Source organism: Pseudomonas sp. KBN10P06128 (genome assembly GCF_037574945.1).
GTDB classification, from domain to species: Bacteria; Pseudomonadota; Gammaproteobacteria; order Pseudomonadales; family Pseudomonadaceae; genus Pseudomonas; species Pseudomonas aeruginosa.
Window position 1 is genome coordinate 1,456,539 of record NZ_JBBELR010000001.1, and the last position, 22,631, is coordinate 1,479,169.

15 protein-coding genes, 2 tRNA genes and 3 rRNA genes are annotated in these 22,631 nt (G+C 63.6%); 11 read left to right on the plus strand and 9 right to left on the minus strand.

Features of this window, described 5'->3' with window-relative positions; genetic code table 11:
- Nucleotides 1-9 precede the first annotated feature (9 nt).
- Both VQ065_RS06755 and VQ065_RS06760 read right to left on the minus strand, forming a co-directional pair.
- Nucleotides 10-3,645, minus strand: coding sequence for an AAA family ATPase (locus VQ065_RS06755; protein WP_003093775.1), 3,636 nt, complete (start codon nt 3,643-3,645; stop codon nt 10-12).
- Nucleotides 3,646-3,653: 8 nt separating this feature from the next.
- Entirely contained in the window at nt 3,654-4,883 is a 1,230-nt protein-coding gene (locus VQ065_RS06760; protein ID WP_014603579.1) for an exonuclease SbcCD subunit D C-terminal domain-containing protein, read from the minus strand.
- A 671-nt stretch (nt 4,884-5,554) separates the two neighbouring features.
- Here VQ065_RS06760 and VQ065_RS06765 point away from each other — a divergent pair.
- From VQ065_RS06765 to rrf, 5 genes are all read left to right on the plus strand, one after another.
- A 16S ribosomal RNA gene (locus VQ065_RS06765) occupies nt 5,555-7,090 on the plus strand.
- Between the two features lie 64 nt (nt 7,091-7,154).
- Nucleotides 7,155-7,231, plus strand: a tRNA-Ile gene (locus VQ065_RS06770).
- A 28-nt stretch (nt 7,232-7,259) separates the two neighbouring features.
- Nucleotides 7,260-7,335 (plus strand) — tRNA-Ala (locus VQ065_RS06775).
- Between the two features lie 225 nt (nt 7,336-7,560).
- Nucleotides 7,561-10,451 (plus strand): 23S ribosomal RNA (locus VQ065_RS06780).
- A gap of 143 nt (nt 10,452-10,594) precedes the next feature.
- Nucleotides 10,595-10,710, plus strand: a 5S ribosomal RNA gene (gene rrf, locus VQ065_RS06785).
- The 16S, 23S and 5S rRNA genes sit together here with 2 tRNA genes alongside, the layout of an rRNA operon.
- Before the next feature lie 354 nt (nt 10,711-11,064).
- Here rrf and dnaE2 read toward each other — a convergent pair.
- Genes dnaE2 through imuA form a run of 3 tightly spaced genes read right to left on the minus strand, consistent with a single transcriptional unit; the run spans nt 11,065 to nt 16,164 of the window.
- Nucleotides 11,065-14,160, minus strand: coding sequence for an error-prone DNA polymerase (gene dnaE2 / locus VQ065_RS06790; RefSeq protein WP_023657756.1), 3,096 nt, complete (start codon nt 14,158-14,160; stop codon nt 11,065-11,067).
- On the minus strand, nt 14,136-15,551 hold the full coding sequence (locus VQ065_RS06795) for a Y-family DNA polymerase (protein ID WP_003085289.1): 1,416 nt from the start codon (nt 15,549-15,551) through the stop codon (nt 14,136-14,138). Before VQ065_RS06795 ends, dnaE2 begins: the two co-directional genes overlap by 25 nt.
- Nucleotides 15,552-15,558: 7 nt before the next feature.
- The gene (gene imuA / locus VQ065_RS06800; protein ID WP_031627677.1) at nt 15,559-16,164 is read right to left on the minus strand and encodes a translesion DNA synthesis-associated protein ImuA; all 606 of its coding nucleotides are present in this window, start codon (nt 16,162-16,164) and stop codon (nt 15,559-15,561) included.
- Between the two features lie 251 nt (nt 16,165-16,415).
- Here imuA and pigA point away from each other — a divergent pair, with 251 nt between their 5' ends.
- Complete coding sequence (pigA, locus tag VQ065_RS06805) at nt 16,416-17,012, plus strand: biliverdin-producing heme oxygenase PigA (RefSeq protein WP_003085321.1); 597 nt, start codon at nt 16,416-16,418, stop codon at nt 17,010-17,012.
- 116 nt (nt 17,013-17,128) lie between these two features.
- Here pigA and VQ065_RS06810 read toward each other — a convergent pair whose 3' ends face one another.
- Nucleotides 17,129-17,449, minus strand: coding sequence for a hypothetical protein (locus VQ065_RS06810; protein ID WP_003085325.1), 321 nt, complete (start codon nt 17,447-17,449; stop codon nt 17,129-17,131).
- 165 nt (nt 17,450-17,614) lie between these two features.
- On the opposite strand from VQ065_RS06810, the gene vreA reads away from it, so the two are divergent.
- The 3 genes from vreA to vreR all read left to right on the plus strand — a co-directional run bounded on the left by vreA (nt 17,615) and on the right by vreR (nt 19,902).
- Entirely contained in the window at nt 17,615-18,331 is a 717-nt protein-coding gene (vreA, locus tag VQ065_RS06815) for a TonB-dependent outer membrane receptor VreA (RefSeq protein ID WP_009315209.1), read from the plus strand.
- Nucleotides 18,328-18,873, plus strand: coding sequence for an RNA polymerase sigma factor VreI (gene vreI / locus VQ065_RS06820; RefSeq protein ID WP_003085329.1), 546 nt, complete (start codon nt 18,328-18,330; stop codon nt 18,871-18,873). The genes vreA and vreI overlap by 4 nt, the downstream gene beginning before the upstream one ends.
- Nucleotides 18,874-18,942: 69 nt before the next feature.
- Complete coding sequence (gene vreR / locus VQ065_RS06825) at nt 18,943-19,902, plus strand: anti-sigma factor VreR (protein WP_003106396.1); 960 nt, start codon at nt 18,943-18,945, stop codon at nt 19,900-19,902.
- A 9-nt stretch (nt 19,903-19,911) separates the two neighbouring features.
- Here vreR and VQ065_RS06830 read toward each other — a convergent pair whose 3' ends face one another.
- A complete protein-coding gene (locus VQ065_RS06830) occupies nt 19,912-20,553 on the minus strand; it encodes a PulJ/GspJ family protein (RefSeq protein ID WP_003085334.1) in 642 nt (213 codons plus the stop codon).
- The gene (gene gspH, locus VQ065_RS06835) at nt 20,537-20,986 is read right to left on the minus strand and encodes a type II secretion system minor pseudopilin GspH (RefSeq protein WP_003085343.1); all 450 of its coding nucleotides are present in this window, start codon (nt 20,984-20,986) and stop codon (nt 20,537-20,539) included. Before gspH ends, VQ065_RS06830 begins: the two co-directional genes overlap by 17 nt.
- A gap of 147 nt (nt 20,987-21,133) precedes the next feature.
- On the opposite strand from gspH, the gene VQ065_RS06840 reads away from it, so the two are divergent.
- Complete coding sequence (locus VQ065_RS06840; RefSeq protein ID WP_003085345.1) at nt 21,134-21,565, plus strand: type II secretion system protein N; 432 nt, start codon at nt 21,134-21,136, stop codon at nt 21,563-21,565.
- Nucleotides 21,566-21,567: 2 nt separating this feature from the next.
- Here VQ065_RS06840 and gspI read toward each other — a convergent pair whose 3' ends face one another.
- Nucleotides 21,568-21,942 (minus strand): type II secretion system minor pseudopilin GspI, encoded by a 375-nt coding sequence (gspI, locus tag VQ065_RS06845; RefSeq protein WP_003085347.1) that lies wholly within the window; start codon nt 21,940-21,942, stop codon nt 21,568-21,570.
- Between the two features lie 233 nt (nt 21,943-22,175).
- Between gspI and gspG the strand changes: the two genes are divergently transcribed.
- A complete protein-coding gene (gene gspG, locus VQ065_RS06850; protein ID WP_003085349.1) occupies nt 22,176-22,625 on the plus strand; it encodes a type II secretion system major pseudopilin GspG in 450 nt (149 codons plus the stop codon).
- Nucleotides 22,626-22,631 lie beyond the last annotated feature (6 nt).

Genomic DNA, 22,631 nt, shown 5'->3' on the forward strand with positions numbered 1-22,631 from the left:
GCGGTCGGCTCAGCCGACCACCTTCAGGCTGCTCATGCCGTTGCCCTCGCGCTGGACCCGCACCTGGACCGGGATCCGTTCGTGCATTTCCTGGACGTGGGAAATCACCGCCACCTTGCGCCCCTGGGCCTGCAGGTTGTCCAGGGCATCCATCGCCAGTTGCAGGGATTCCGGGTCGAGGCTGCCGAAGCCTTCGTCGATGAACAGCGACTCGATGCGCAGCTTGCTCGATGCCATCGAGGCCAGGCCGAGCGCCAGGGCCAGGGAAATCAGGAAGGTCTCGCCGCCGGAGAGCGAATACACCGAGCGCAGTTCGTCGCCCATCTCGGTGTCCACCACCAGCAGGCCCAGTTCGCTGCCGCCGCGCTGCAGGCGGTAGCGCCGCGCCAACTGGCGCAACTGCACGTTGCTGTGCTGCACCAGCAGGTCGAGGTTGTAGCCCTGGGCGATGCGGCGGAACTTGTCGCCGCTGGACGAACCGATCAGTTCGTTCAGGCGGCCCCATCTACGGAACTCGGCGCGGGCTCGCTCCAGCTCGGCAAGCAGCGCCTGGCTCTGCTCGCGGCGCTGGTTGTCGGCCTGCAACTGGCTGTAGGTATCCAGGTAGGCCTGTTCGCTGGTGGCCAGGCGTTCGCGCTGTTGCCGCAGGTTGTCTTCCAGCGCCTCGCGGTCGGTTTCCGGCCGCTGCCGGCGATGCTGGAGCAGTTGCGCCTGGCGCTCTGCTTCCAGTGTCTGCTGGCGGGTGATCTCCTCTTGCAGTCGCTGCAATTGCTCCCGCCATTGCGTCGCCTGTTCCTCGGAAAGGCCGAGCAGGGCGTCGAGGTGGCTGTCGTCGAGGTTGTCCTGGCGTTCGCGCCAGGCCTGCCAGTCGGCCTGAAGGCGCTGGAACTCATCCTGTTGGCGCTGCCGTTGCTGCTGCAGGTGTTCCAGGGCTTCGGCGAGTCGCAGTTGTTCCTCGCGCAGCGAATCCAGGGGCGCCTGGAGCGTCTCGACGGCGCTCTGCGCCGCTTGCGCGGCGTGCTCCAGCGATAGCTGCCAGTCCTGGGCGCAGGCGTGCTGGCCCAGGTGAGCGCCGAGGCGTCCGTTCAGCTCGGCGAGTTCCGCCTGGGCCCTTTCCTCTGCCTGGCGGGCTTCGTTGCGTTGCTCGTCGCTTTGCTTCAGTTGCCAGCTCGATTCATCGCAGCGCTGCTTGAGCTCCTGCAGACGCTGTTCGACCTGCTGAAGCCGCGCCTGTTGCTGCCGGCGTTGCTCGATGGACTCGCCGAGGGCCTGGAAAGTCCGCAGCGGATCTGCCTGCCAGCGCTGCCAGTGCTCGTCGGAGAGCAATGGACGCAATTGCTGGCTGTCCTCCTCGACCTGCTGCTGCAAATGTTCGTAGCGCTGCCGTTGTTCCGTCAGCGCCTGCTGGCGCTGTTGCAGGATCGTCTCGGCGGCCCGCAGTTCCTGCTGCAATTGCTGGGTCTGGCGCTGGCGGGCGATCAGCCGGTCGAAGTCTCGTTGGCACTGCTGGCGCTGCCCAGCCAGTTCGTCCAGGCGTTGTGCCAGCCACTCCAACTGCGCGGATGGCTGCAGGAGTCGCAGTTCTTCCGGCAGCGTCCATTGGTCCAGTTGCCGATCGAGCGCGGCCAGTTGGCCGGTCAGTTCCTGCTGCTCCTGGCGACGCTGGTTGAGTCTTTCCCGCTGGCTGGAATAGCCCTCGCGCATACCGACCAGGGTCTGTCGCAGCCGCTCGAGGGCCTGCTCGGCGCGGACCTGCTCCTGGTCGTCGTGTTCACCGAGCGCGGCGAGCAGTTGCTCGGACTGGTGATAGGGATGCTCCTGGCTGCCGCAGACCGGACAGGCCTCGCCGTCCACCAGGCCGGCGCGCAGTTGCTCGACGCTGGCGCTGCGGGCCAGACGCTGGCGCTGGAGCAACTCGCGGGTGACCTGCAGGGCCTGCTCCGCCGCCTTCACCTGCTCGGCGCATTGGCTGCCTTGTCGTTTCAGGTCGAGCAATGCCTGCTCCTGCTCGACCATACGCTGGTCGAGTTCGCCCAGGCGTCGAGCCAGGCCGGTGCGTTGGTCGAGGGCCTGTTGCCATTCCTTGTGGAGCGCTTGTTGTCGTTCCAGGCTATCGGTCTGCCGGCGCAATTCGTCCAGGCGTGCCGCCAGGTCGTCCGGCTCGCTGCCATGGAGGGCGGTCCATTGCGCCTGCAAGCGTTCGAGCGGTTCCCCGGCCTGGGCCAGGGATTTTTCCAGCTCGGGGAGCTGCGCCTGGCTTTCGAGCGCGCGCTGGCGACGTTGCACGAAGGCGGCGAGCTGGCCCTGGTGGGTCGCCCAGGCGTCGCCGAGCGCGGCGAGAGCCTGGTTGTCGCGCAATGCCGCCTGCAGTTGCGCCTGTTCCGCGACATGGCGCTGCTGCTCCATATCCAGTTGCCGAGCGGCGTCGCTTTGCTGGGCGTGGCGCTGGTTCGATTGCCGATGGAGTTCCTGTCGCTCGGCCAGCGTTCGCTCCAGGCGCCTGGCCTCGCTCTCCAGCTGGAAAGCCTCGCGCAACGGCGCCTGGGCCTGACGCAGATGGTTGTCGGCCTGGGCCTGGCGCTCGCGCGCCTCCTGCACGCGGGCCTGCAATCCTTGCAAGCGCTCGGCGCCCGCGGCTTGCTGCTCGGTGCGCTGCCGCTGCTGCTGCTCGGAGTGCCGGAGTTCCTGCTCGAGTTGCTTCAGGCGTTCGATCAGTCCGCGAACCGGAGCCAGGCGCTCCAGCCATTGCAGGGTTTCCCGCTCCGTCGCCAGGGCGTCCCAGGCCTGCCTGGCCTCGGCCAGTTGGCCTTGTGCGTGCTCGCAGGATTGCAGCAGCCGCTGCTCCTCGGTGAACCATTGTTGCTGGCCTTCCAGGTGCTGCAGGGCCTGTTGCTCCTGGAGACGCGCCTGGGCGTGGGATTCCAGCGTCGCCTCGAGCCCGGCCCGGGCCTGCTCGGCCAGCGGCAGGCTGCCTTCCAGGCGTTGCTCGAGTTGCTTGCGCTGCTCGTCGGCCTGGCTGGCGCGCTGATAGGCGGCTTTGCTCAATTGGCTGTACAGGCCGGTGTCGGTGAGTTTCTCCAGCAATGCGCCGCGGTCGTTGTCGCTGGCCTTGAGGAAGGCGCTGAATTCGCTCTGGGCCAGCAGCACGGCGCGAGTGAACTGGGCGAAATTGAGGCCGAGCTTCTGCTCCAGCTGTTCGCGGAACTCGCTTTTCTTGTTCGCTGCCAGCATTTGCTGGGTCTCCAGGTCCTGGAGGCTCTGCTGGCTCTTTTGCAAGGCGCCGTCCGCCTTGTCCCGGGAGCGCCGGGTTTCCCAGCGGGCGCGATAGCGGTGGCCGTCGATGCCGACGAAATCCACTTCGGCGTAGCCGCTGGCGCAACCGCGACGCAGCAGGTTGCGTTCGTCGTTGCTGGACAGCTCGTTCCGGCCATCGGGAACCTTGCTGCTGGCCGAAGTGCTTTCCAGCCGCGGCGTGCTGCCGAACAGGGCCAGGCACAGGGCGTCCAGTACGGTGCTCTTGCCGGCGCCGGTCGGGCCGGTGATGGCGAACAGGCCGGCGCTGGACAGCGGTTCGCGGGTGAAGTCGATTTCCTGCTCGCCAGCGAGGGAGGCAAGGTTCTTCAGGCGGATGGCGAGAATCTTCATGGAGCGGCTTATTTCCCCGGGGGCTCTTCGGTGGCCAGTTCGACGCTTTGCAGCAGGCTGGCGAAGTCATCCAGCGCCTGCGCATCCGGGCCGGAGCCATAGGCGCTTTCCCAGGCGCGGCTGAACAGTTCCTGGGGGTTGAGTTGGTCGAGCCCAAGCAGCGGCGCCTGTTCTTCGTCGCGGCGCTGGTATTCGCTGGCGATGCGCACCAGGCGACAAGCCTTGCCCTGCAAGGCGCTCTCGACCTGCTGGCGCAGGTCTGGTTGCGGCTGATCCAGCATGACGCGGACTTCCAGCCAGGGCCGCTGTTCGTTCAGCAGGTCGGCCTCGGCCAGTTCGCCGATTTGATCGAGCACCTCGCCAAGAGGCGCGGGGCCGATGCGCAACAGTTCCACCGCGCGTGGCACCAGGAGACTCTGTACATCCTTCAGGCGCTCACCTTCCAGGGTGACGAGGAGGACCTGGTGGCGATAGTTCACTTCGGCGAAGGACAGCGGCAGCGGCGAGCCGCTATAGCGAATGCGCTCCTGTCCGGCGACTTTCTGTGGCTTGTGCAGATGACCGAGGGCTACGTAGGCGATCTGCTCCGGAAACAGGCTGGCGGGCAGCGCTTCGACGTTGCCGATGATCAGGTTTCGCTCGGAGTCTTCGGAAACCGAGCCGCCGGCCATGTGTGCGTGGCTGACGGCGACCAGTGCCTGTCCCGGTGTGCGACGGGCGTGCGCGGCGGCAACCAGGCGTTCGTGCACCTGGCGGATACCGGCCAGGTAATCGTCGCCGAGCCCGCCTCCGGTGACTTCGGCGGGACGCAGGAAGGGCAGGGCCAGGCACCAGGCGGCGACCTGGCCATCCGCGTCGTGCAGGGGCAGCAGCAGGCGACCGCTATCGAGGCTTTCGTCTATCCAGCCGATTCGGCCGATGGCATGGGCGTTCAGTCGTTTCATCAGCGGAGCGGGCAGTTCGATGCGCGCGCCGGAGTCGTGGTTGCCTGCGATCATCACGATCTCCAGCCGCGGCAGCCGTCGATGGGCGCTGACGATGAAGTCGTAGAGGCGCTCCTGGGCTTTGAGCGGTGGATTGATCGTGTCGAAGATATCGCCCGCGATCAGCAGGACATCGGCGCGCTGCTCTTCCAGCTGGCGTAGCAGCCAGTCGAGGAAGCGCGCGTGTTCATGATCGCGGTCCTGGCCGTGCAGGGTCTGACCCAGGTGCCAGTCGGAGGTATGTATGAGGCGCATGGAACACTCGTCGAAAGCGGCGGAGCCGTGGCTCGCATTCCTTATATGAGGCAACAGAAGGAGAGGGCGGGGCAAGCCAGCCTATAAAGGAGGAATGGAGCGTCCTCTGGGCTTCCTGACCTTTGGGTTAAAAAGTTTCAAATAAGTGTTGACGCCAATTTCTATCTCCCTATAATGCGCACCACTCCCGGCGACGACGAAGAGTAAATGCTTGAAAATCAAGGATTTACGGATTCTCCCCTAGGGGTGGTGAAGCGCTCCGGCAGGTTGTTCGCCGCAGCGGTTCGGTCCCGAAAGGGGCTCGAAACGAAGCTTCATCGAGGTGCTTGACAGCGAATTTGAACGCTGTAGAATGCGCCTCCCGCTGACCGGAAGATGGTTTGAAGGTCGGCGCAAGCGGTTGAGTAGAAAAGAAAATTTTCGAAAATAACGCTTGACGGAACGAGAGGTTGCTGTAGAATGCGCGGCCTCGGTTGAGACGAAAGCCTTGACCAACTGCTCTTTAACAAGTCGAATCAAGCAATTCGTGTGGGTGCTTGTGATGTAAGACTGGTGATCGCAAGATTATCAGCAACGCAAGTAACACTCGTGAATTCGAGAGTTTTATCTCTTTTTAAGAGAATGCGATTGCTGAGCCAAGTTTAGGGTTTTCTCAAAACCCAAGCAGTATTGAACTGAAGAGTTTGATCATGGCTCAGATTGAACGCTGGCGGCAGGCCTAACACATGCAAGTCGAGCGGATGAAGGGAGCTTGCTCCTGGATTCAGCGGCGGACGGGTGAGTAATGCCTAGGAATCTGCCTGGTAGTGGGGGATAACGTCCGGAAACGGGCGCTAATACCGCATACGTCCTGAGGGAGAAAGTGGGGGATCTTCGGACCTCACGCTATCAGATGAGCCTAGGTCGGATTAGCTAGTTGGTGGGGTAAAGGCCTACCAAGGCGACGATCCGTAACTGGTCTGAGAGGATGATCAGTCACACTGGAACTGAGACACGGTCCAGACTCCTACGGGAGGCAGCAGTGGGGAATATTGGACAATGGGCGAAAGCCTGATCCAGCCATGCCGCGTGTGTGAAGAAGGTCTTCGGATTGTAAAGCACTTTAAGTTGGGAGGAAGGGCAGTAAGTTAATACCTTGCTGTTTTGACGTTACCAACAGAATAAGCACCGGCTAACTTCGTGCCAGCAGCCGCGGTAATACGAAGGGTGCAAGCGTTAATCGGAATTACTGGGCGTAAAGCGCGCGTAGGTGGTTCAGCAAGTTGGATGTGAAATCCCCGGGCTCAACCTGGGAACTGCATCCAAAACTACTGAGCTAGAGTACGGTAGAGGGTGGTGGAATTTCCTGTGTAGCGGTGAAATGCGTAGATATAGGAAGGAACACCAGTGGCGAAGGCGACCACCTGGACTGATACTGACACTGAGGTGCGAAAGCGTGGGGAGCAAACAGGATTAGATACCCTGGTAGTCCACGCCGTAAACGATGTCGACTAGCCGTTGGGATCCTTGAGATCTTAGTGGCGCAGCTAACGCGATAAGTCGACCGCCTGGGGAGTACGGCCGCAAGGTTAAAACTCAAATGAATTGACGGGGGCCCGCACAAGCGGTGGAGCATGTGGTTTAATTCGAAGCAACGCGAAGAACCTTACCTGGCCTTGACATGCTGAGAACTTTCCAGAGATGGATTGGTGCCTTCGGGAACTCAGACACAGGTGCTGCATGGCTGTCGTCAGCTCGTGTCGTGAGATGTTGGGTTAAGTCCCGTAACGAGCGCAACCCTTGTCCTTAGTTACCAGCACCTCGGGTGGGCACTCTAAGGAGACTGCCGGTGACAAACCGGAGGAAGGTGGGGATGACGTCAAGTCATCATGGCCCTTACGGCCAGGGCTACACACGTGCTACAATGGTCGGTACAAAGGGTTGCCAAGCCGCGAGGTGGAGCTAATCCCATAAAACCGATCGTAGTCCGGATCGCAGTCTGCAACTCGACTGCGTGAAGTCGGAATCGCTAGTAATCGTGAATCAGAATGTCACGGTGAATACGTTCCCGGGCCTTGTACACACCGCCCGTCACACCATGGGAGTGGGTTGCTCCAGAAGTAGCTAGTCTAACCGCAAGGGGGACGGTTACCACGGAGTGATTCATGACTGGGGTGAAGTCGTAACAAGGTAGCCGTAGGGGAACCTGCGGCTGGATCACCTCCTTAATCGAAGATCTCAGCTTCTTCATAAGCTCCCACACGAATTGCTTGATTCACTGGTTAGACGATTGGGTCTGTAGCTCAGTTGGTTAGAGCGCACCCCTGATAAGGGTGAGGTCGGCAGTTCGAATCTGCCCAGACCCACCAATTGTTGGTGTGCTGCGTGATCCGATACGGGGCCATAGCTCAGCTGGGAGAGCGCCTGCTTTGCACGCAGGAGGTCAGGAGTTCGATCCTCCTTGGCTCCACCATCCAAACAATCGTCGAAAGCTCAGAAATGAATGTTCGTGAATGAACATTGATTTCTGGTCTTTGCACCAGAACTGTTCTTTAAAAATTCGGGTATGTGATAGAAGTAAGACTGAATGATCTCTTTCACTGGTGATCATTCAAGTCAAGGTAAAATTTGCGAGTTCAAGCGCGAATTTTCGGCGAATGTCGTCTTCACAGTATAACCAGATTGCTTGGGGTTATATGGTCAAGTGAAGAAGCGCATACGGTGGATGCCTTGGCAGTCAGAGGCGATGAAAGACGTGGTAGCCTGCGAAAAGCTTCGGGGAGTCGGCAAACAGACTTTGATCCGGAGATCTCTGAATGGGGGAACCCACCTAGGATAACCTAGGTATCTTGTACTGAATCCATAGGTGCAAGAGGCGAACCAGGGGAACTGAAACATCTAAGTACCCTGAGGAAAAGAAATCAACCGAGATTCCCTTAGTAGTGGCGAGCGAACGGGGATTAGCCCTTAAGCTTCATTGATTTTAGCGGAACGCTCTGGAAAGTGCGGCCATAGTGGGTGATAGCCCCGTACGCGAAAGGATCTTTGAAGTGAAATCGAGTAGGACGGAGCACGAGAAACTTTGTCTGAACATGGGGGGACCATCCTCCAAGGCTAAATACTACTGACTGACCGATAGTGAACCAGTACCGTGAGGGAAAGGCGAAAAGAACCCCGGAGAGGGGAGTGAAATAGAACCTGAAACCGTATGCGTACAAGCAGTGGGAGCCTACTTGTTAGGTGACTGCGTACCTTTTGTATAATGGGTCAGCGACTTATATTCAGTGGCAAGCTTAACCGTATAGGGTAGGCGTAGCGAAAGCGAGTCTTAATAGGGCGTTTAGTCGCTGGGTATAGACCCGAAACCGGGCGATCTATCCATGAGCAGGTTGAAGGTTAGGTAACACTGACTGGAGGACCGAACCCACTCCCGTTGAAAAGGTAGGGGATGACTTGTGGATCGGAGTGAAAGGCTAATCAAGCTCGGAGATAGCTGGTTCTCCTCGAAAGCTATTTAGGTAGCGCCTCATGTATCACTCTGGGGGGTAGAGCACTGTTTCGGCTAGGGGGTCATCCCGACTTACCAAACCGATGCAAACTCCGAATACCCAGAAGTGCCGAGCATGGGAGACACACGGCGGGTGCTAACGTCCGTCGTGAAAAGGGAAACAACCCAGACCGCCAGCTAAGGTCCCAAAGTTGTGGTTAAGTGGTAAACGATGTGGGAAGGCTTAGACAGCTAGGAGGTTGGCTTAGAAGCAGCCACCCTTTAAAGAAAGCGTAATAGCTCACTAGTCGAGTCGGCCTGCGCGGAAGATGTAACGGGGCTCAAACCACACACCGAAGCTGCGGGTGTCACGTAAGTGACGCGGTAGAGGAGCGTTCTGTAAGCCTGTGAAGGTGAGTTGAGAAGCTTGCTGGAGGTATCAGAAGTGCGAATGCTGACATGAGTAACGACAATGGGTGTGAAAAACACCCACGCCGAAAGACCAAGGGTTCCTGCGCAACGTTAATCGACGCAGGGTTAGTCGGTTCCTAAGGCGAGGCTGAAAAGCGTAGTCGATGGGAAACAGGTTAATATTCCTGTACTTCTGGTTACTGCGATGGAGGGACGGAGAAGGCTAGGCCAGCTTGGCGTTGGTTGTCCAAGTTTAAGGTGGTAGGCTGAAATCTTAGGTAAATCCGGGGTTTCAAGGCCGAGAGCTGATGACGAGTCGTCTTTTAGATGACGAAGTGGTTGATGCCATGCTTCCAAGAAAAGCTTCTAAGCTTCAGGTAACCAGGAACCGTACCCCAAACCGACACAGGTGGTCGGGTAGAGAATACCAAGGCGCTTGAGAGAACTCGGGTGAAGGAACTAGGCAAAATGGCACCGTAACTTCGGGAGAAGGTGCGCCGGCTAGGGTGAAGGATTTACTCCGTAAGCTCTGGCTGGTCGAAGATACCAGGCCGCTGCGACTGTTTATTAAAAACACAGCACTCTGCAAACACGAAAGTGGACGTATAGGGTGTGACGCCTGCCCGGTGCCGGAAGGTTAATTGATGGGGTTAGCGCAAGCGAAGCTCTTGATCGAAGCCCCGGTAAACGGCGGCCGTAACTATAACGGTCCTAAGGTAGCGAAATTCCTTGTCGGGTAAGTTCCGACCTGCACGAATGGCGTAACGATGGCGGCGCTGTCTCCACCCGAGACTCAGTGAAATTGAAATCGCTGTGAAGATGCAGTGTATCCGCGGCTAGACGGAAAGACCCCGTGAACCTTTACTGTAGCTTTGCACTGGACTTTGAGCCTGCTTGTGTAGGATAGGTGGGAGGCTTTGAAGCGTGGACGCCAGTTCGCGTGGAGCCATCCTTGAAATACCACCCTGGCATGCTTGAGGTTCTAACTCTGGTCCGTAATCCGGATCGAGGACAGTGTATGGTGGGCAGTTTGACTGGGGCGGTCTCCTCCTAAAGAGTAACGGAGGAGTACGAAGGTGCGCTCAGACCGGTCGGAAATCGGTCGTAGAGTATAAAGGCAAAAGCGCGCTTGACTGCGAGACAGACACGTCGAGCAGGTACGAAAGTAGGTCTTAGTGATCCGGTGGTTCTGTATGGAAGGGCCATCGCTCAACGGATAAAAGGTACTCCGGGGATAACAGGCTGATACCGCCCAAGAGTTCATATCGACGGCGGTGTTTGGCACCTCGATGTCGGCTCATCACATCCTGGGGCTGAAGCCGGTCCCAAGGGTATGGCTGTTCGCCATTTAAAGTGGTACGCGAGCTGGGTTTAGAACGTCGTGAGACAGTTCGGTCCCTATCTGCCGTGGACGTTTGAGATTTGAGAGGGGCTGCTCCTAGTACGAGAGGACCGGAGTGGACGAACCTCTGGTGTTCCGGTTGTCACGCCAGTGGCATTGCCGGGTAGCTATGTTCGGAAAAGATAACCGCTGAAAGCATCTAAGCGGGAAACTTGCCTCAAGATGAGATCTCACTGGGAACTTGATTCCCCTGAAGGGCCGTCGAAGACTACGACGTTGATAGGCTGGGTGTGTAAGCGTTGTGAGGCGTTGAGCTAACCAGTACTAATTGCCCGTGAGGCTTGACCATATAACACCCAAACAATCTGATGATTGTGTGTTGTAAGGTGAAGTCGACGAACCGAAAGTTCGCATGAACCGCAAACACCTTGAAATCACATACCTGAATTCGGATAAACGTAAGCCCAAGCGAACGGATATCCAACCGAATTGCTTGACGATCATAGAGCGTTGGAACCACCTGATCCCTTCCCGAACTCAGAAGTGAAACGACGCATCGCCGATGGTAGTGTGGGGTCTCCCCATGTGAGAGTAGGTCATCGTCAAGCTCCTATCCCAAAACCCCTGGTTAGCGATGACCAGGGGTTTTGCTTTTGCGCGCGGAAAAAGGCGTGCTTCCTGTTCACCTTGCCGAACCCCTCCTGGCATGTCCTCTTTCGCGTCTAGCGTAGCGAGAGACCGGGCGGATCCGCATGGCGCTGGCGCTCTTGCGTTCGCCGTACCGATCCCGATCCGCGAGTTAGAGCCTCGCTTCGAGGAGAAAGACAAAAGGTGGCTTCCGATGAAGGGAATCGCTTGACTTACTGTATGAATAAACAGTATCTTGAGCGCTCCCCCCTTCGTGGCCATCCCTGTTGGCCATCCCAAGGCAGCTCGTCTCTCGAGCTGCCTTTTTCTTTGTCTCAATGGAAATCCCGGCTGCGGACGTCCAGGCCGGTGAGTAGAGGGCTCAGGTCATGCAGGCGCCCGGCGATGACGTGGCGCACCTCGCCGGAGGACTCCAGGATGCCCTCCACCTGCAGCAGCCGGGACTCGAGGAATGGCCGCCTCTGCCGTTCGGCAAGGTCGTGTCGGACCACCACGTTGACCATGCCGAACTCGTCTTCCAGGGTGATGAAGGTGATGCCGCTGGCGGTCTGTGGGCGCTGCCGGCCGACCACCAGGCCGGCGACCCGTATCGGTCGCCCATGTCCCAGTTTCGCCAGTTCGCGGGAGTCGCGGCAGCGGCGGGCCTTGAGCTTTCCACGCAAGAGTTTCAGCGGATGCGGGCCGAGGGTGGTGCCGAGGAGAGCGTAATCGCTCAGCAGTTCCTCGCCGCGCGAAGGCAGTGGCAGGCTGACCGTGCTCTCTTCGATGACGGTCCCTTCGGCGAACAGCGGCAATTGCGGCTCGACGCTGGCGACGGCCCAGCGCGCCTTGTGCCGGTGTCCGGCGAGACCGCGCAGGGCGCCGGCATCGGCCAGCAACTCCAGGGCCCGGGCGTCGAGCCTGGCGCGTCGGCCAAGATCGTGCACGTCGAGGAACGGTTGGGCCTCCCGGACCTGCTCGATACGCCTGGCATCCTCCTCGCGAAAGCCTCGGATCATCCGCAGGCCAAGGCGTATGGCCGGTTGCGCCTGGCCGAACGGCTCCAGGCTGCAATCCCAACCGCTGTGGCGGACATCCACCGGGCGTGTCTGCAGGGCGTGGCGGCGGGCGTCCTGGAGCAACTGGTCGGGGCTGTAGAAGCCCATCGGCCAACTGTTTATCAAGGCGCAGGCGAAGGCCGCCGGCTCGTGACGTTTCAGCCAACTGCTGGCGTAGGTGAGCAGGGCGAAGCTGGCGGCGTGGGATTCAGGGAAACCGTAGCTGCCGAAGCCTTTGATCTGCTCGAAGATGCGCGCTGCGAAGTCGGCCTCGTAGCCGTTGGCGAGCATGCCCCGGGTCAGCCGCTCGCGGTGGTGTTCCAGGCCGCCATGACGCTTCCAGGCGGCCATCGAGCGACGCAGTTCGTCCGCCTCGCCCGGTGTGTAGTCGGCGGCGACGATCGCCAGTTCCATGACCTGTTCCTGGAACAACGGGACGCCCAGGGTTCGTTCGAAGACTTCCTCCAGTTCGGCTGACGGATAGGCCACCGGCTCTTCTCCGTTTCGCCGGCGCAGATAAGGATGCACCATGTCGCCCTGGATCGGCCCTGGGCGGACGATGGCGACCTGGATCACCAGGTCGTAGAACTTCTGCGGGCGCAGGCGTGGCAGCATGGCCATCTGGGCGCGCGACTCGATCTGGAACACGCCGATGGTATCGGCGCGGCTGATCATTTCGTAGGTAGCCGGGTCTTCGCTCGGGATACTGGCGATGCTCAACCGCTTGCCGCCGCGCAGCGCGTGGATCAGGTCGAAGCTGCGGCGCAGGGCGCTGAGCATGCCCAGGGCGAGGACGTCGACCTTGAGCAGGCCGACCGCGTCGAGATCGTCCTTGTCCCACTGGATCACCGTGCGTTCGGCCATGCTCGCATTCTCCACCGGGACCAGGGTGTCCAATGGCTGCTCGGAGATGACGAAGCCGCCGGGGTGCTGCGAGAGGTGGCGCGGAAAACCGATCAACTCGCCGGTCAGGGCCAGCACCCGGCGCAGGATCGGACTCTGCGGATCGAAGCCGGCCTCTTCCAGGCGTTCGGCGCTGGGGGCCTGGTCGCTCCAGCGGCCGCAGCAGTTGGCCAGGACGTCGACCTGCTCGGGCGGCAGACCCAGGGCCTTGGCTACGTCGCGCACCGCGCCGGCGCCGTGGTAGGTGCTGACCACCGCGGTCAGCGCCGCGCGCTGGCGTCCGTAGCGTGTGAAAACGTACTGGATGACCTCCTCGCGGCGCTCGTGTTCGAAATCCACGTCGATGTCCGGTGGTTCGTTGCGCTCGCGGGAAAGGAAGCGCTCGAACAGCAGGTTGGTCCGGTCCGGGTCCAACTCAGTGATGCCGAGGGCGAAGCACACTGCTGAATTGGCCGCCGAGCCGCGGCCCTGGCAAAGGATTTCTCGGCCCCGGGCGAAGGCGACGATGTCCTGCACGGTGAGGAAATAGCTTTCATAGCCCAGTTCGGCGATCAGCTCGAGTTCTCTCTCGATCTGCTTGCGGACCTTGGCGCTCGCGCCGTTCGGCCAGCGCCTGGCGATGCCCTGTTCGGTGAGATGGCGGAGCCATGACGCCGGGTCGTGTCCGGCCGGTACCAATTCGCGTGGATACTGGTATTTCAGCTGTTCCAGATCGAACCGGCAGCGTTCGGCGATCTTCAGGGTTTCCGCCAGCAGGGCTTGCGGGTAGATCCCCAGCAGGGCCTCCAGGGTACGCAGGTGGCGTTCCCCGTTGGGGAAGAGATAGGCGCCGGCCTCGCTGACCGGCAGATGGTTGCGGATCGCTGTCATGCAGTCCTGCAGGGCTCGCCTGCCGCGGGCGTGCATGTGGACGTCGCCGCAGGCCACGGGCGGTAGCCGGAGATGCGAGGCGAGCGCGAGCAGTTTGTCCAGGCGGGCATCGTCATCGGCGCCGCGATGCAACTCGACGCCCAGCCAAAGGCGCTGGGGGAAGCGTTCGCGGAGCCAGGCAGCCTGCTCGTCCTCATGGTCGTTCGGCAACCAGATCGCCAACAGGCCGGCGAGCGGCTGTTGCAGGTCTTCGCGCAGCAGCCGGTAGTGGCCCTTGTCGGCTTGTCGCCGGCCGCGGGTGATGAGGCGACAGAGGTTCTGGTAGCCCTCCAGGTCCTCCGCCAGGAGGACCAGCTTGGGCCCCTGTTCGAGGCGGATTTCGCTGCCGACGATCAGTTGTACCTGATGCTCCCGCGCCGCCTGCCAGGCCCGCACGATACCGGCCAGGCTGCATTCGTCGGTGATCGCCAGGGCCCGATAGCCCAGGCGCGCTGCACGGGCGAAGAGTTCCGCGGCGCTGGAGGCGCCGCGCTGGAAACTGAAGTTGGACAGGCAATGCAGTTCGGCGTAGGCGCTCATGCGAACCAGCCATGCAGCCACAGCGGCCCTTCGCTGCCGACCTCGCGATAGACCCAGGCACGTTGTCCGCTGCGGGTTTCCACCAGATAATAGTCGCGGCGGATGTCTTCGCCATCCCACCAGCCCGACTCGATCCGCTCCGGGCCGGCCAGCACGGTGGGCAAGGCCTCGCCGAGGGGGCGTGGCTCCGCCAGCAGCCAGCCGGGGCGGAGGCCGCAGGCTGCCGGCGATTGCGCCCTGTCGCAGCTGTGCGGCCGCCAGCTTCGCTCCGGACGGTGTTCGGCGACGGCGCTCAGGCCCTGTACCGCCTCGTCGCCCAGCCGCGCGCGCAGGCGTTCCCGCAACTGTTCCCAGCCGAGATACTGCTGTGGGCGCTCGTCGAACAGTTCGCGGTGCTGCGGCGTGAAAGGAGGCAGCTCGCGGGCCTCCAGGCGCACGGCATGCACGGGGGCGGGCAGTTGCAGCTGTTCGAGACGGCCGCGGGTCAGTTCGAAGAGCATGGCCGCCTCGCGTTCGGCGCTGAGCAGGCCGACCGTGACCTGGCTGTCGGCGCGCCCGTGATGCTCCAGATGCAGGGTGAAGCGCTGCACGCCGCTGTCGCGTCCGGCGAGAAAGGCGGCGAGATCGGCGCTCAGCCGTCGCAGGGGGAAGAGCAGGGCCTGGTGCGATTCCACGTCGAAATTGAGTTCGATGCGCAGGTCGAAGGTGTCCGGCGGCCGGTAGTGCTCCAGCGCCAGCGGGCTGCGGCCGCAGAGGCGGTCGATGTGCAACAGCAGTTCGGCCGGGAAGCGACGGGCCAGGGCGGCGCGCGGCAACTCGAGGACCTGGCGCAGATGGCGCAGTCCCATGCGTCCGAGGGCGACGGCCAGCTCCCGCGAGAGTCCCAGGCGGTCCAGCGGAAGGGCGGACAACTGGCGTTGCAGCGCTGTCTCGTCCTCGATGGCCAGGCCGTCGTGGCTGTTCGCCAGGACCCTCGCCGCCACCGGGTTCGGCGCCAGGCACAGGCGATGGCGGAAGCCCAGCGCCGTGAGTTCCTTGCGCAAGCGGGCCTCGAAGCGTGGCCAGGGGCCGAACAGGGCAAGGCTGGACTGCACTTCCAGCAGCAGCGCGCGCGGATAGTGCAGGCTGACCTGCGAGCTGAAACCGTAGGCCCAGGCGGCGAGGAAGGCCTGCCAGCGCTCCACGGCGGCGAGGTCGTATTCCGCCGTGGCGAAGTCCCGGCTCAGGGCCTGGGCGGCGATCAGCGATTGACCGGGCCTCAGGCCGAGCGCGCGTGCCGCTGGGTTGACCGCCTGCAACTGCCGGCGCTGCGCTGGGCCGCCGAGCAGCGCCAGCGGTGCGTCGGGATTGCTCCGTTGACGCAGCGCGCTGTCCATGGCCAGTTGCGGCAGGAGAATGCAAGCCCAGAGCATGGCCGCCTCATTGCCAGGCGCTGGCTGGCAGGGCGGTCGCCGGCGCGAGGCCGCCCCGGCACTTGAGGATGCGCAGGCGTGGGGGGCGGGTTTCGATGCATAGGCGTAGCGCTGCCGGCGAAGGGTTGACCGCTTCGCGCAGGGGACGATAGGCGAAACCCAGGGCCTGACCGCTTTCGGCGGCAACCTGGAGGCGGCGCAGGGCGCGGTCGTCGGCCTGTTGCGGCCAACACAGCACAGCGGCGCAACTGCCCGAGCGCAGGCACTGTTCGGCAGCCCACAAGGCGTCGCGTCCGCTGGCCTGCAAGAGGACCAGGTGGCGCAGGTCGACCGCGGCGGCCAGCCAGGCCTGCGGATAGGGTACGTAGGGTGCGCCGACCAGTACGACGCGACGTTGCGCCTGGGTCAGGCGAGCGAGGGTCGGCATCAGTAGTTGCAGTTCGCCGACACCGTCGCGGGCATGGAGGATTTCGCTCAGGGCATGCTCCGGCCAACCGCCGCCGGGCAGCAGTGCGTCCAGGCGCGCATGCCCGGTGGGCAGGGAAGCGCCGGCCGGCACGGCGGACTGGCCTTTCCAGATCCTACGTGCGTCGAGCAGAGCACTCAGCGCTATGCCATTGCCTCGTCCGGCGACGGCTGCGGGTGGGGTGATGTCGGCTACGGATGAAAGGGAGGCCAAGGAAATAACTCGAACACTGTATGTAAATACAGTATTTGCTGTAGTCCTTTTCTGGTCAATGGCAGTCGGTCGGCATCCTTTCCTGTGACATTGAGATTCAATAACGAATATAATTGAGAATCGTTATTGATCCTGGGCACGCTATGTCGGCCCAGTGCGTTCCGTCCCTCGAAAGGAATTCCCCTATGGATACCCTGGCCCCTGAATCCACTCGGCAAAACCTGCGTTCGCAACGCCTCAACCTGCTGACCAACGAGCCGCACCAGCGCCTGGAGAGCCTGGTGAAGAGCAAGGAACCCTTCGCCAGCCGGGACAATTTCGCCCGCTTCGTCGCCGCCCAGTACCTCTTCCAGCATGACCTGGAGCCGCTTTATCGCAACGAAGCGCTGGCCCGCCTGTTCCCCGGCCTGGCTTCCCGCGCCCGCGACGACGCCGCTCGTGCAGACCTGGCGGACCTCGGCCATCCGGTGCCGGAGGGCGACCAGAGCGTGCGCGAGGCCGACCTGAGCCTGGCCGAGGCACTGGGCTGGCTGTTCGTTTCCGAAGGTTCGAAGCTGGGCGCTGCGTTCCTGTTCAAGAAAGCCGCCGCGCTCGAACTCGACGAGAACTTCGGCGCCCGCCATCTGGCCGAGCCGGAAGGCGGCCGCGCGCAAGGCTGGAAGAGCTTCGTGGCGATCCTCGACGGCATCGAGCTGAACGAGGAAGAAGAGCGCCTGGCCGCCAAGGGCGCCAGCGATGCCTTCAATCGTTTCGGCGACCTGCTGGAGCGCACCTTCGCCTGAGGGCGTTCCTTGTCCATTGATCGGCGGCCAACCTCGCCGACGACGATTGCCCCGGCCTGGTTGCCGGGGTTTTCTGTCTTGCGCCGCCGGCCAGGAACGCGGACCTGCGGAGGCCCTTAGCGAGGCGGCCGCTGCGCTTCCACTGAGTTGCCGAACGAGGTGCCCAGGCGAATGCGCGTCGCCGATTGGTTGTACAGGCCGAGCTGGTTTGGCGGACGCCGGACGATGGCGGCGGAATCCAGCTCCTGTTCGCGGCGGGCCCTGGCCGCGCTGTCAGGATCGGTCATCTGCTGGCTCAGGCATTCATAGGACAAAGCCTGGTAGCCGTTGACCTCGGTGTTGATGCAGTTCGCCGGCGGCGTCGGCTCGTCGGCCAGGGTGGCGTTCATGGCCAGGCCCAGGATCAGGGCCGGCAGAACCTGCGATGAACGGTGCATGGCGATTCTCCCGCGCTGGGATGGTGGTTTCCCGCTTATACGGCAATCGGTGAAAACATGTCACCGCAGGTACCGTCACACCACAGTCACACAGTGCCATCAGGATGTCCCTCCTGGGTGATGGCCATCTGGCCTGAACCGGGTAGTTCGGACTGGAATCCGTTGATGTCGATCCTCGGGGTGGCAAGGTCGTGCGCAGTGTCGTTGCTCGGTCTCGGCATGCTGCTGCCGGCGTCCGGCGCCGTGCCGGGCGATGGCGGCAGGCCGCCGTTGCGCCTGGCGGTGCACGCGTTCGATATTCCTCCGCAGAGCCTGGCATCGGCGCTGGTGACCTACAGCGGGGTGACGGGAATGGCGGTTCTGGTGGATGGCGAGCTGGCCCGTGGACGGCGCTCGGCCCGCTTGCAGGGGCGCTTCACCGCCAGCGACGCCCTGACCCGACTGCTCGGCGGAACCGGCCTGATGGCGCGCTACACCAGCCAGGAAGCGTTCACCCTGCTGCCGGCGCAGGCCGTCAGGAATGCTGCGCCGCTGCCGGCAGAGATGCCGAAGGTCGAGCAGCCGCTGGATCGCCGCTACGCGGGAGCGGTCCAGGCGGCGCTGGAAGAACAGTTGTGCCGCTCGCCGCGCACTCGTCCGGGTACCTATCGCGCGGTGCTGCAACTCTGGATCGGTCGCTTCGGCGAGGTTCGCCACAGTCGCCTGCTCGGCTCGACCGGCGACCCGCAGCGGGACAGCGCCCTGGTGGAAAGCCTGCGCGGCGTGCGGGTGATGCAGGCGACGCCCGCTACGCTGGCCCAGCCGCTGACCATCCTGTTGCTGCCGAAGACGACGGGCAAGGCCATGGAATGCAAGCTGACGGAGGGAATGGGAGGGTCATGAGCGATTCGCGGCAAAGCGCGATGGTGAAGCTGTTCCTCGCCTCCTACGACGACTTCAAGGCGCGCCTGAAACGGCGCCTGGGCTCCGAGGACCTGGCGTGCGACGTGCTGCACGAAACCTACCTGAGAGTCGACCGGCTGGATGATGCCCTGGAGGTCAAGAAGCCCCAGGCCTACCTGTTCCGTATTGCCCTGAACATTGCCGCCGACCGCCGCGAGGGCGACGCCCGCCTGCTCACCGGGGAGGAGGTGGCGGAGCTGTTGCAGGTGGCCGACGAAGGCCTCGACCCGGAGCGCATCGTCGGCGGTCACGCCGAGATCCGTCGCCTGCTGGAGGCGCTTTGCGAACTGCCGGCGCGGCGTCGGCAGATTCTCATCGCCTCGCGCCTGGAAGAGACGCCGCATGCGGAAATCTCCCGTCGCTTCGGCATTTCCACCCGCACCGTGGAGAAGGAACTCAAGGCCGCCCTGTGGTTCTGCGCGGAGCGCCTGGAAAGAAAAGTCATCCAGAGGTTCGGTCCCGGGGCCGGAAAACCGTCATAAGCATAAGCAGGTGGAAAACCGCCGCCATATCCATCCCATGAGCCATTCCGGTGTCCGTACAGCACAGTCATGACAGCCTCAGACTCCGCCGCCGATGAAACCGGCGACCTTCGCCACGAAGCGCACGCCTGGGTGATCAGCCTGACCTCCGGACGCGTCACCCAGGGCGACGCGCGGGCCTTCCGCCAGTGGTGTGCGCGCAGCCCGCAACACCTGCGAGCGTTCGTCGAGGCGCGCGATCTCTGGCAGGCACTCGGCAGTGCCGCCGCTCTGCCGCTGGAGCCGCCGGCCGTGGCGCAGATCGCGCCGAGGCGTTTCGGTCGTCGCTGGTTCGTCGGCGGTGCGCTGGCCGCCTCGGTGGCGTTGTTCGTCTTGCGCCCGTCGCTGCTCGACCATGGCCTGGGCGGCGCCGACTATGTCACGGCGGTCGGCGAGCAACGCCAGGTGCAGGTGAGCGGCGAGACGCGGATCGAGATGAACACCCGCACCCGCCTGAACGTGCGGCGCAATCAAGAGCAGCAGGAAACCATCGAACTGCTCGGCGGCGAGGCCGAGATCATCGCCAGCCACCCGCCGCAGAGCAGCCTGCGGGTGATGGCCGGGAGCGCCTGGCTGAGCGCCAGCCGGGCCCGCTTCAACGTGCGCAGCAGCGGTGACGTCTGCGTGGTGACCTGCCTGGAGGGCAGCGTGCGGCTCGAACACCTCGGCCAGCGCCTGGACCTCCAGGCCGGCCAGCAGCTGACCTTCGACGAGCGACGCAACGGTCCGCCGGTGCCTTTCGACGTTGCCGAGGTGATGGCCTGGCGCGAGCGCATGCTGGTGTTCAACGACGTACCGTTGGCCACGGTGATCGACGAAATCAACCGCTACCGTCCCGGCATGCTCCTGCTGCTGGACAAGGCCCTTGGCCGACGCCGGGTCCAGGCCCGTTTCAGCCTCGATCAACTGGCCGACGTGGCGACCCTGATCCGCGATGCCTATGGCATCGAGGTCACCCGCCTGCCGGGCGGGGTGGTGCTGCTCGGCTGAGCCACCGCTTCATTGCAGGGCCACCACCCGTCGATAGCGCTCCACGCCGTTGCGGGTGACCCGCGACAGGCTGATCTCCAGTCCGCTGGCGCGGACTTTGCTGCGTGCCGGCAGGCGCGTCCAGCCCTTTCCCGGCACCCAGGCACGGATCTCGAACCGACTCACGTCGTCCAGCACAGCCACCCGCTCCGCCAGCGGCGGCAACGGCAGGCGGTCGCCGCTGGGCGAGGCGGCGCGGTAGAGGATCTTGCCCTGTCGCCACCAGCGCACGCGCTGCAGCGGCGCGCCTGGCTCGGTACTGGCGCGGACGATGTCCAGGCGCAATGGGATCTCGCTCAGGCGCTTCAGTGCGAGTCCGGGCGGCAGGCTGTCGCCGGCCCGGATCGGCTCGTCGCCGATGGGCAGGCCGGTCTCCTCCCGGATGGCGCTGTGCAGGGCGATGTCGCGCTCCAGCTGGTTCAGCGCGCGCAGTAGCGCGGCGCCCTGCTCGGTGCTGTCCTCCAGGTGCGCGCTGGCCCGGGCGATGCTGTCCAGGCCGCGCCAGGCCATCAGGCTGACGATGGCCATGAGCATGATCGCGACCATCACCTCGATCAGGGTGAAGCCGGCTTGCCGGCGCCGCGTCGTCGCGCGTTCAGTGTACCCGGACATGGCCGTTCGCCTCGCGCAGCACGGTGACGCTGTGTTGGCCGTCGGAGAGCGTTATCCGCAACGGCGCGCCGATCCATTCGACGTCCAGCAACACCGGCCGCGGCGGGCGCACGCTGACCCGCAGCGGCGCGGCCTGCCAGTCGCGCGCGCGCAATTCGGTGTCGGCGGCGAAGGCGTCGGTCTTGCCGCGATAGGCCTGCGGGCTGAAGCGATAGCCCTTGGCGCTGGGCTGCCAGAGGATCGGCGTACCGCGTACCCGTGCTTCGCCCTGGGCTATTTCCAGCAACCGCGCCAGGCGCGCGGCATCCTGGCGCAGCAGACCCGTCGGGTCGGGGCGGGCGCTCAGGCTGATGGCCGCCGTGGCGATGCCGACGATTACCAGCACCACCATCAGTTCGATCAGGGTGAAACCGCCTTGCCGGGGTCGCCTCACCGGATGCCGCTCCGCGAAGAGAGAGGTTTCCAGAGTGCCCGACGAAGATGATCGGCGTGTGAAACATAACGGAGAGAATTCCGCGCTAGGCTGGTGCCGGGGCGCCGTTCGTGGCGCCCGTCGCCCATACGCCAGGAGAGCCCCGCCATGCCGGCCATGCCCCGTATCGATCCGCCCCGCCTGGTCCAGTTCGCCGCCGTGCTGGCGATCCTCGCCGGCCTGCTGTTCTGGGGCTATCTGTTGCTGGCGCCGATTCCCGGCGTGGTCCAGGCCGAGGTCGCCGACGTTCCGCCGCCCAGCGGCGAGGACGCCGCTCAACGCTGGTTCGCGGCGCCTTCCGGTGAGGTCGAGGTGCAACTGGCGGGATTGATCAGCGGTGGTCCCGCGGCGATCGCCATCCTCTCGGTGAACGGCGCGCCGGCCCAGGCCTATCGCGAGGGCGAGGTCCTGGCACGTGCGGCGAAGGTGCGGCGGATCGAGGCCGACGCGGTGCTCATCGAGCAGAACGGCGAGGTTCGCCGGGTGCCCATGCAGCGGCTCGCCGAACCGCCGCCGCTGGCTACCCTCAAGCGCGGTTGAGATCACCGGGAGCGGCTCAGCAGGGTGTTCAGGCGCGCCAGCGGCACCGCCTGTTCGCGCTGCGTGCGCACACGGATTTCCACCCAGAGTAGCGCGGGGTCGTCGGTGGCCTCGACGCGTTGTTCGCAGTACAACCGCAGGCGGCCCTGGGAGCATTCGAAATCGCTGTTTCCCGGAGCCGCGCCGACGCCCAGGCGTAGCTCGGCGAGCCGGCTCTCCGCTGCCAGCAGGGCCAGCGACTTGTCGCGCAACAGACCGTTGCCGTCGGTCATCAGGCCCACCGCGCGGATCGCTGCGGCCAGGGCGATGGCGACGATGGCCAGCGCGACCAGCACTTCGATCAGGGTGAAACCGCGGGAAGACAGGCGCGTGGACATCGCGGGAAGGTCGGCGAAAGGGGACCTCCAGGCTAGCCGGGAAATCTGACCGATCCCTGACAAAAGCTCGGGAGGGCGCTCCCGCGAGCCATCCCCGGCGCCTGCCGGAAAGCCCGGCTCCAGGGCCTTGCGGGCGCCTCCGGAAGAGCGGCGCACCCGAGGATTTTCAATATCGTTGACATATCTTCCTGAAACAATCCGCGGCGAATCGAACCATGCCGAGGAGTGTCGAGATGGATGTCGTGCAGTTCAGCTCCAGCCCGAAAGGACATCGGGGACAGCGGGGCTTCACCCTGATCGAGATCATGGTGGTGGTGGTGATCCTCGGCATCCTCGCCGCGATGGTGGTGCCCAAGGTGCTCGACCGTCCCGACCAGGCCCGTGCCACCGCGGCGCGCCAGGACATCTCCGGGCTGATGCAGGCGCTCAAGCTCTACCGCCTCGACCAGGGCCGCTATCCGAGCCAGGCGCAGGGCTTGAAGGTGCTCGCGGAGCGCCCTGCCGATGCCTCGGCGAGCAACTGGCGCTCGTACCTGGAGCGCCTGCCCAACGACCCCTGGGGCAAGCCCTACCAGTACCTGAATCCCGGCGTGAACGGCGAGATCGACGTGTTCTCCCTCGGCGCCGACGGGCAGCCGGGCGGCGAGGGCATCAACGCCGACATCGGCTCCTGGCAGCTCTGAACGCGC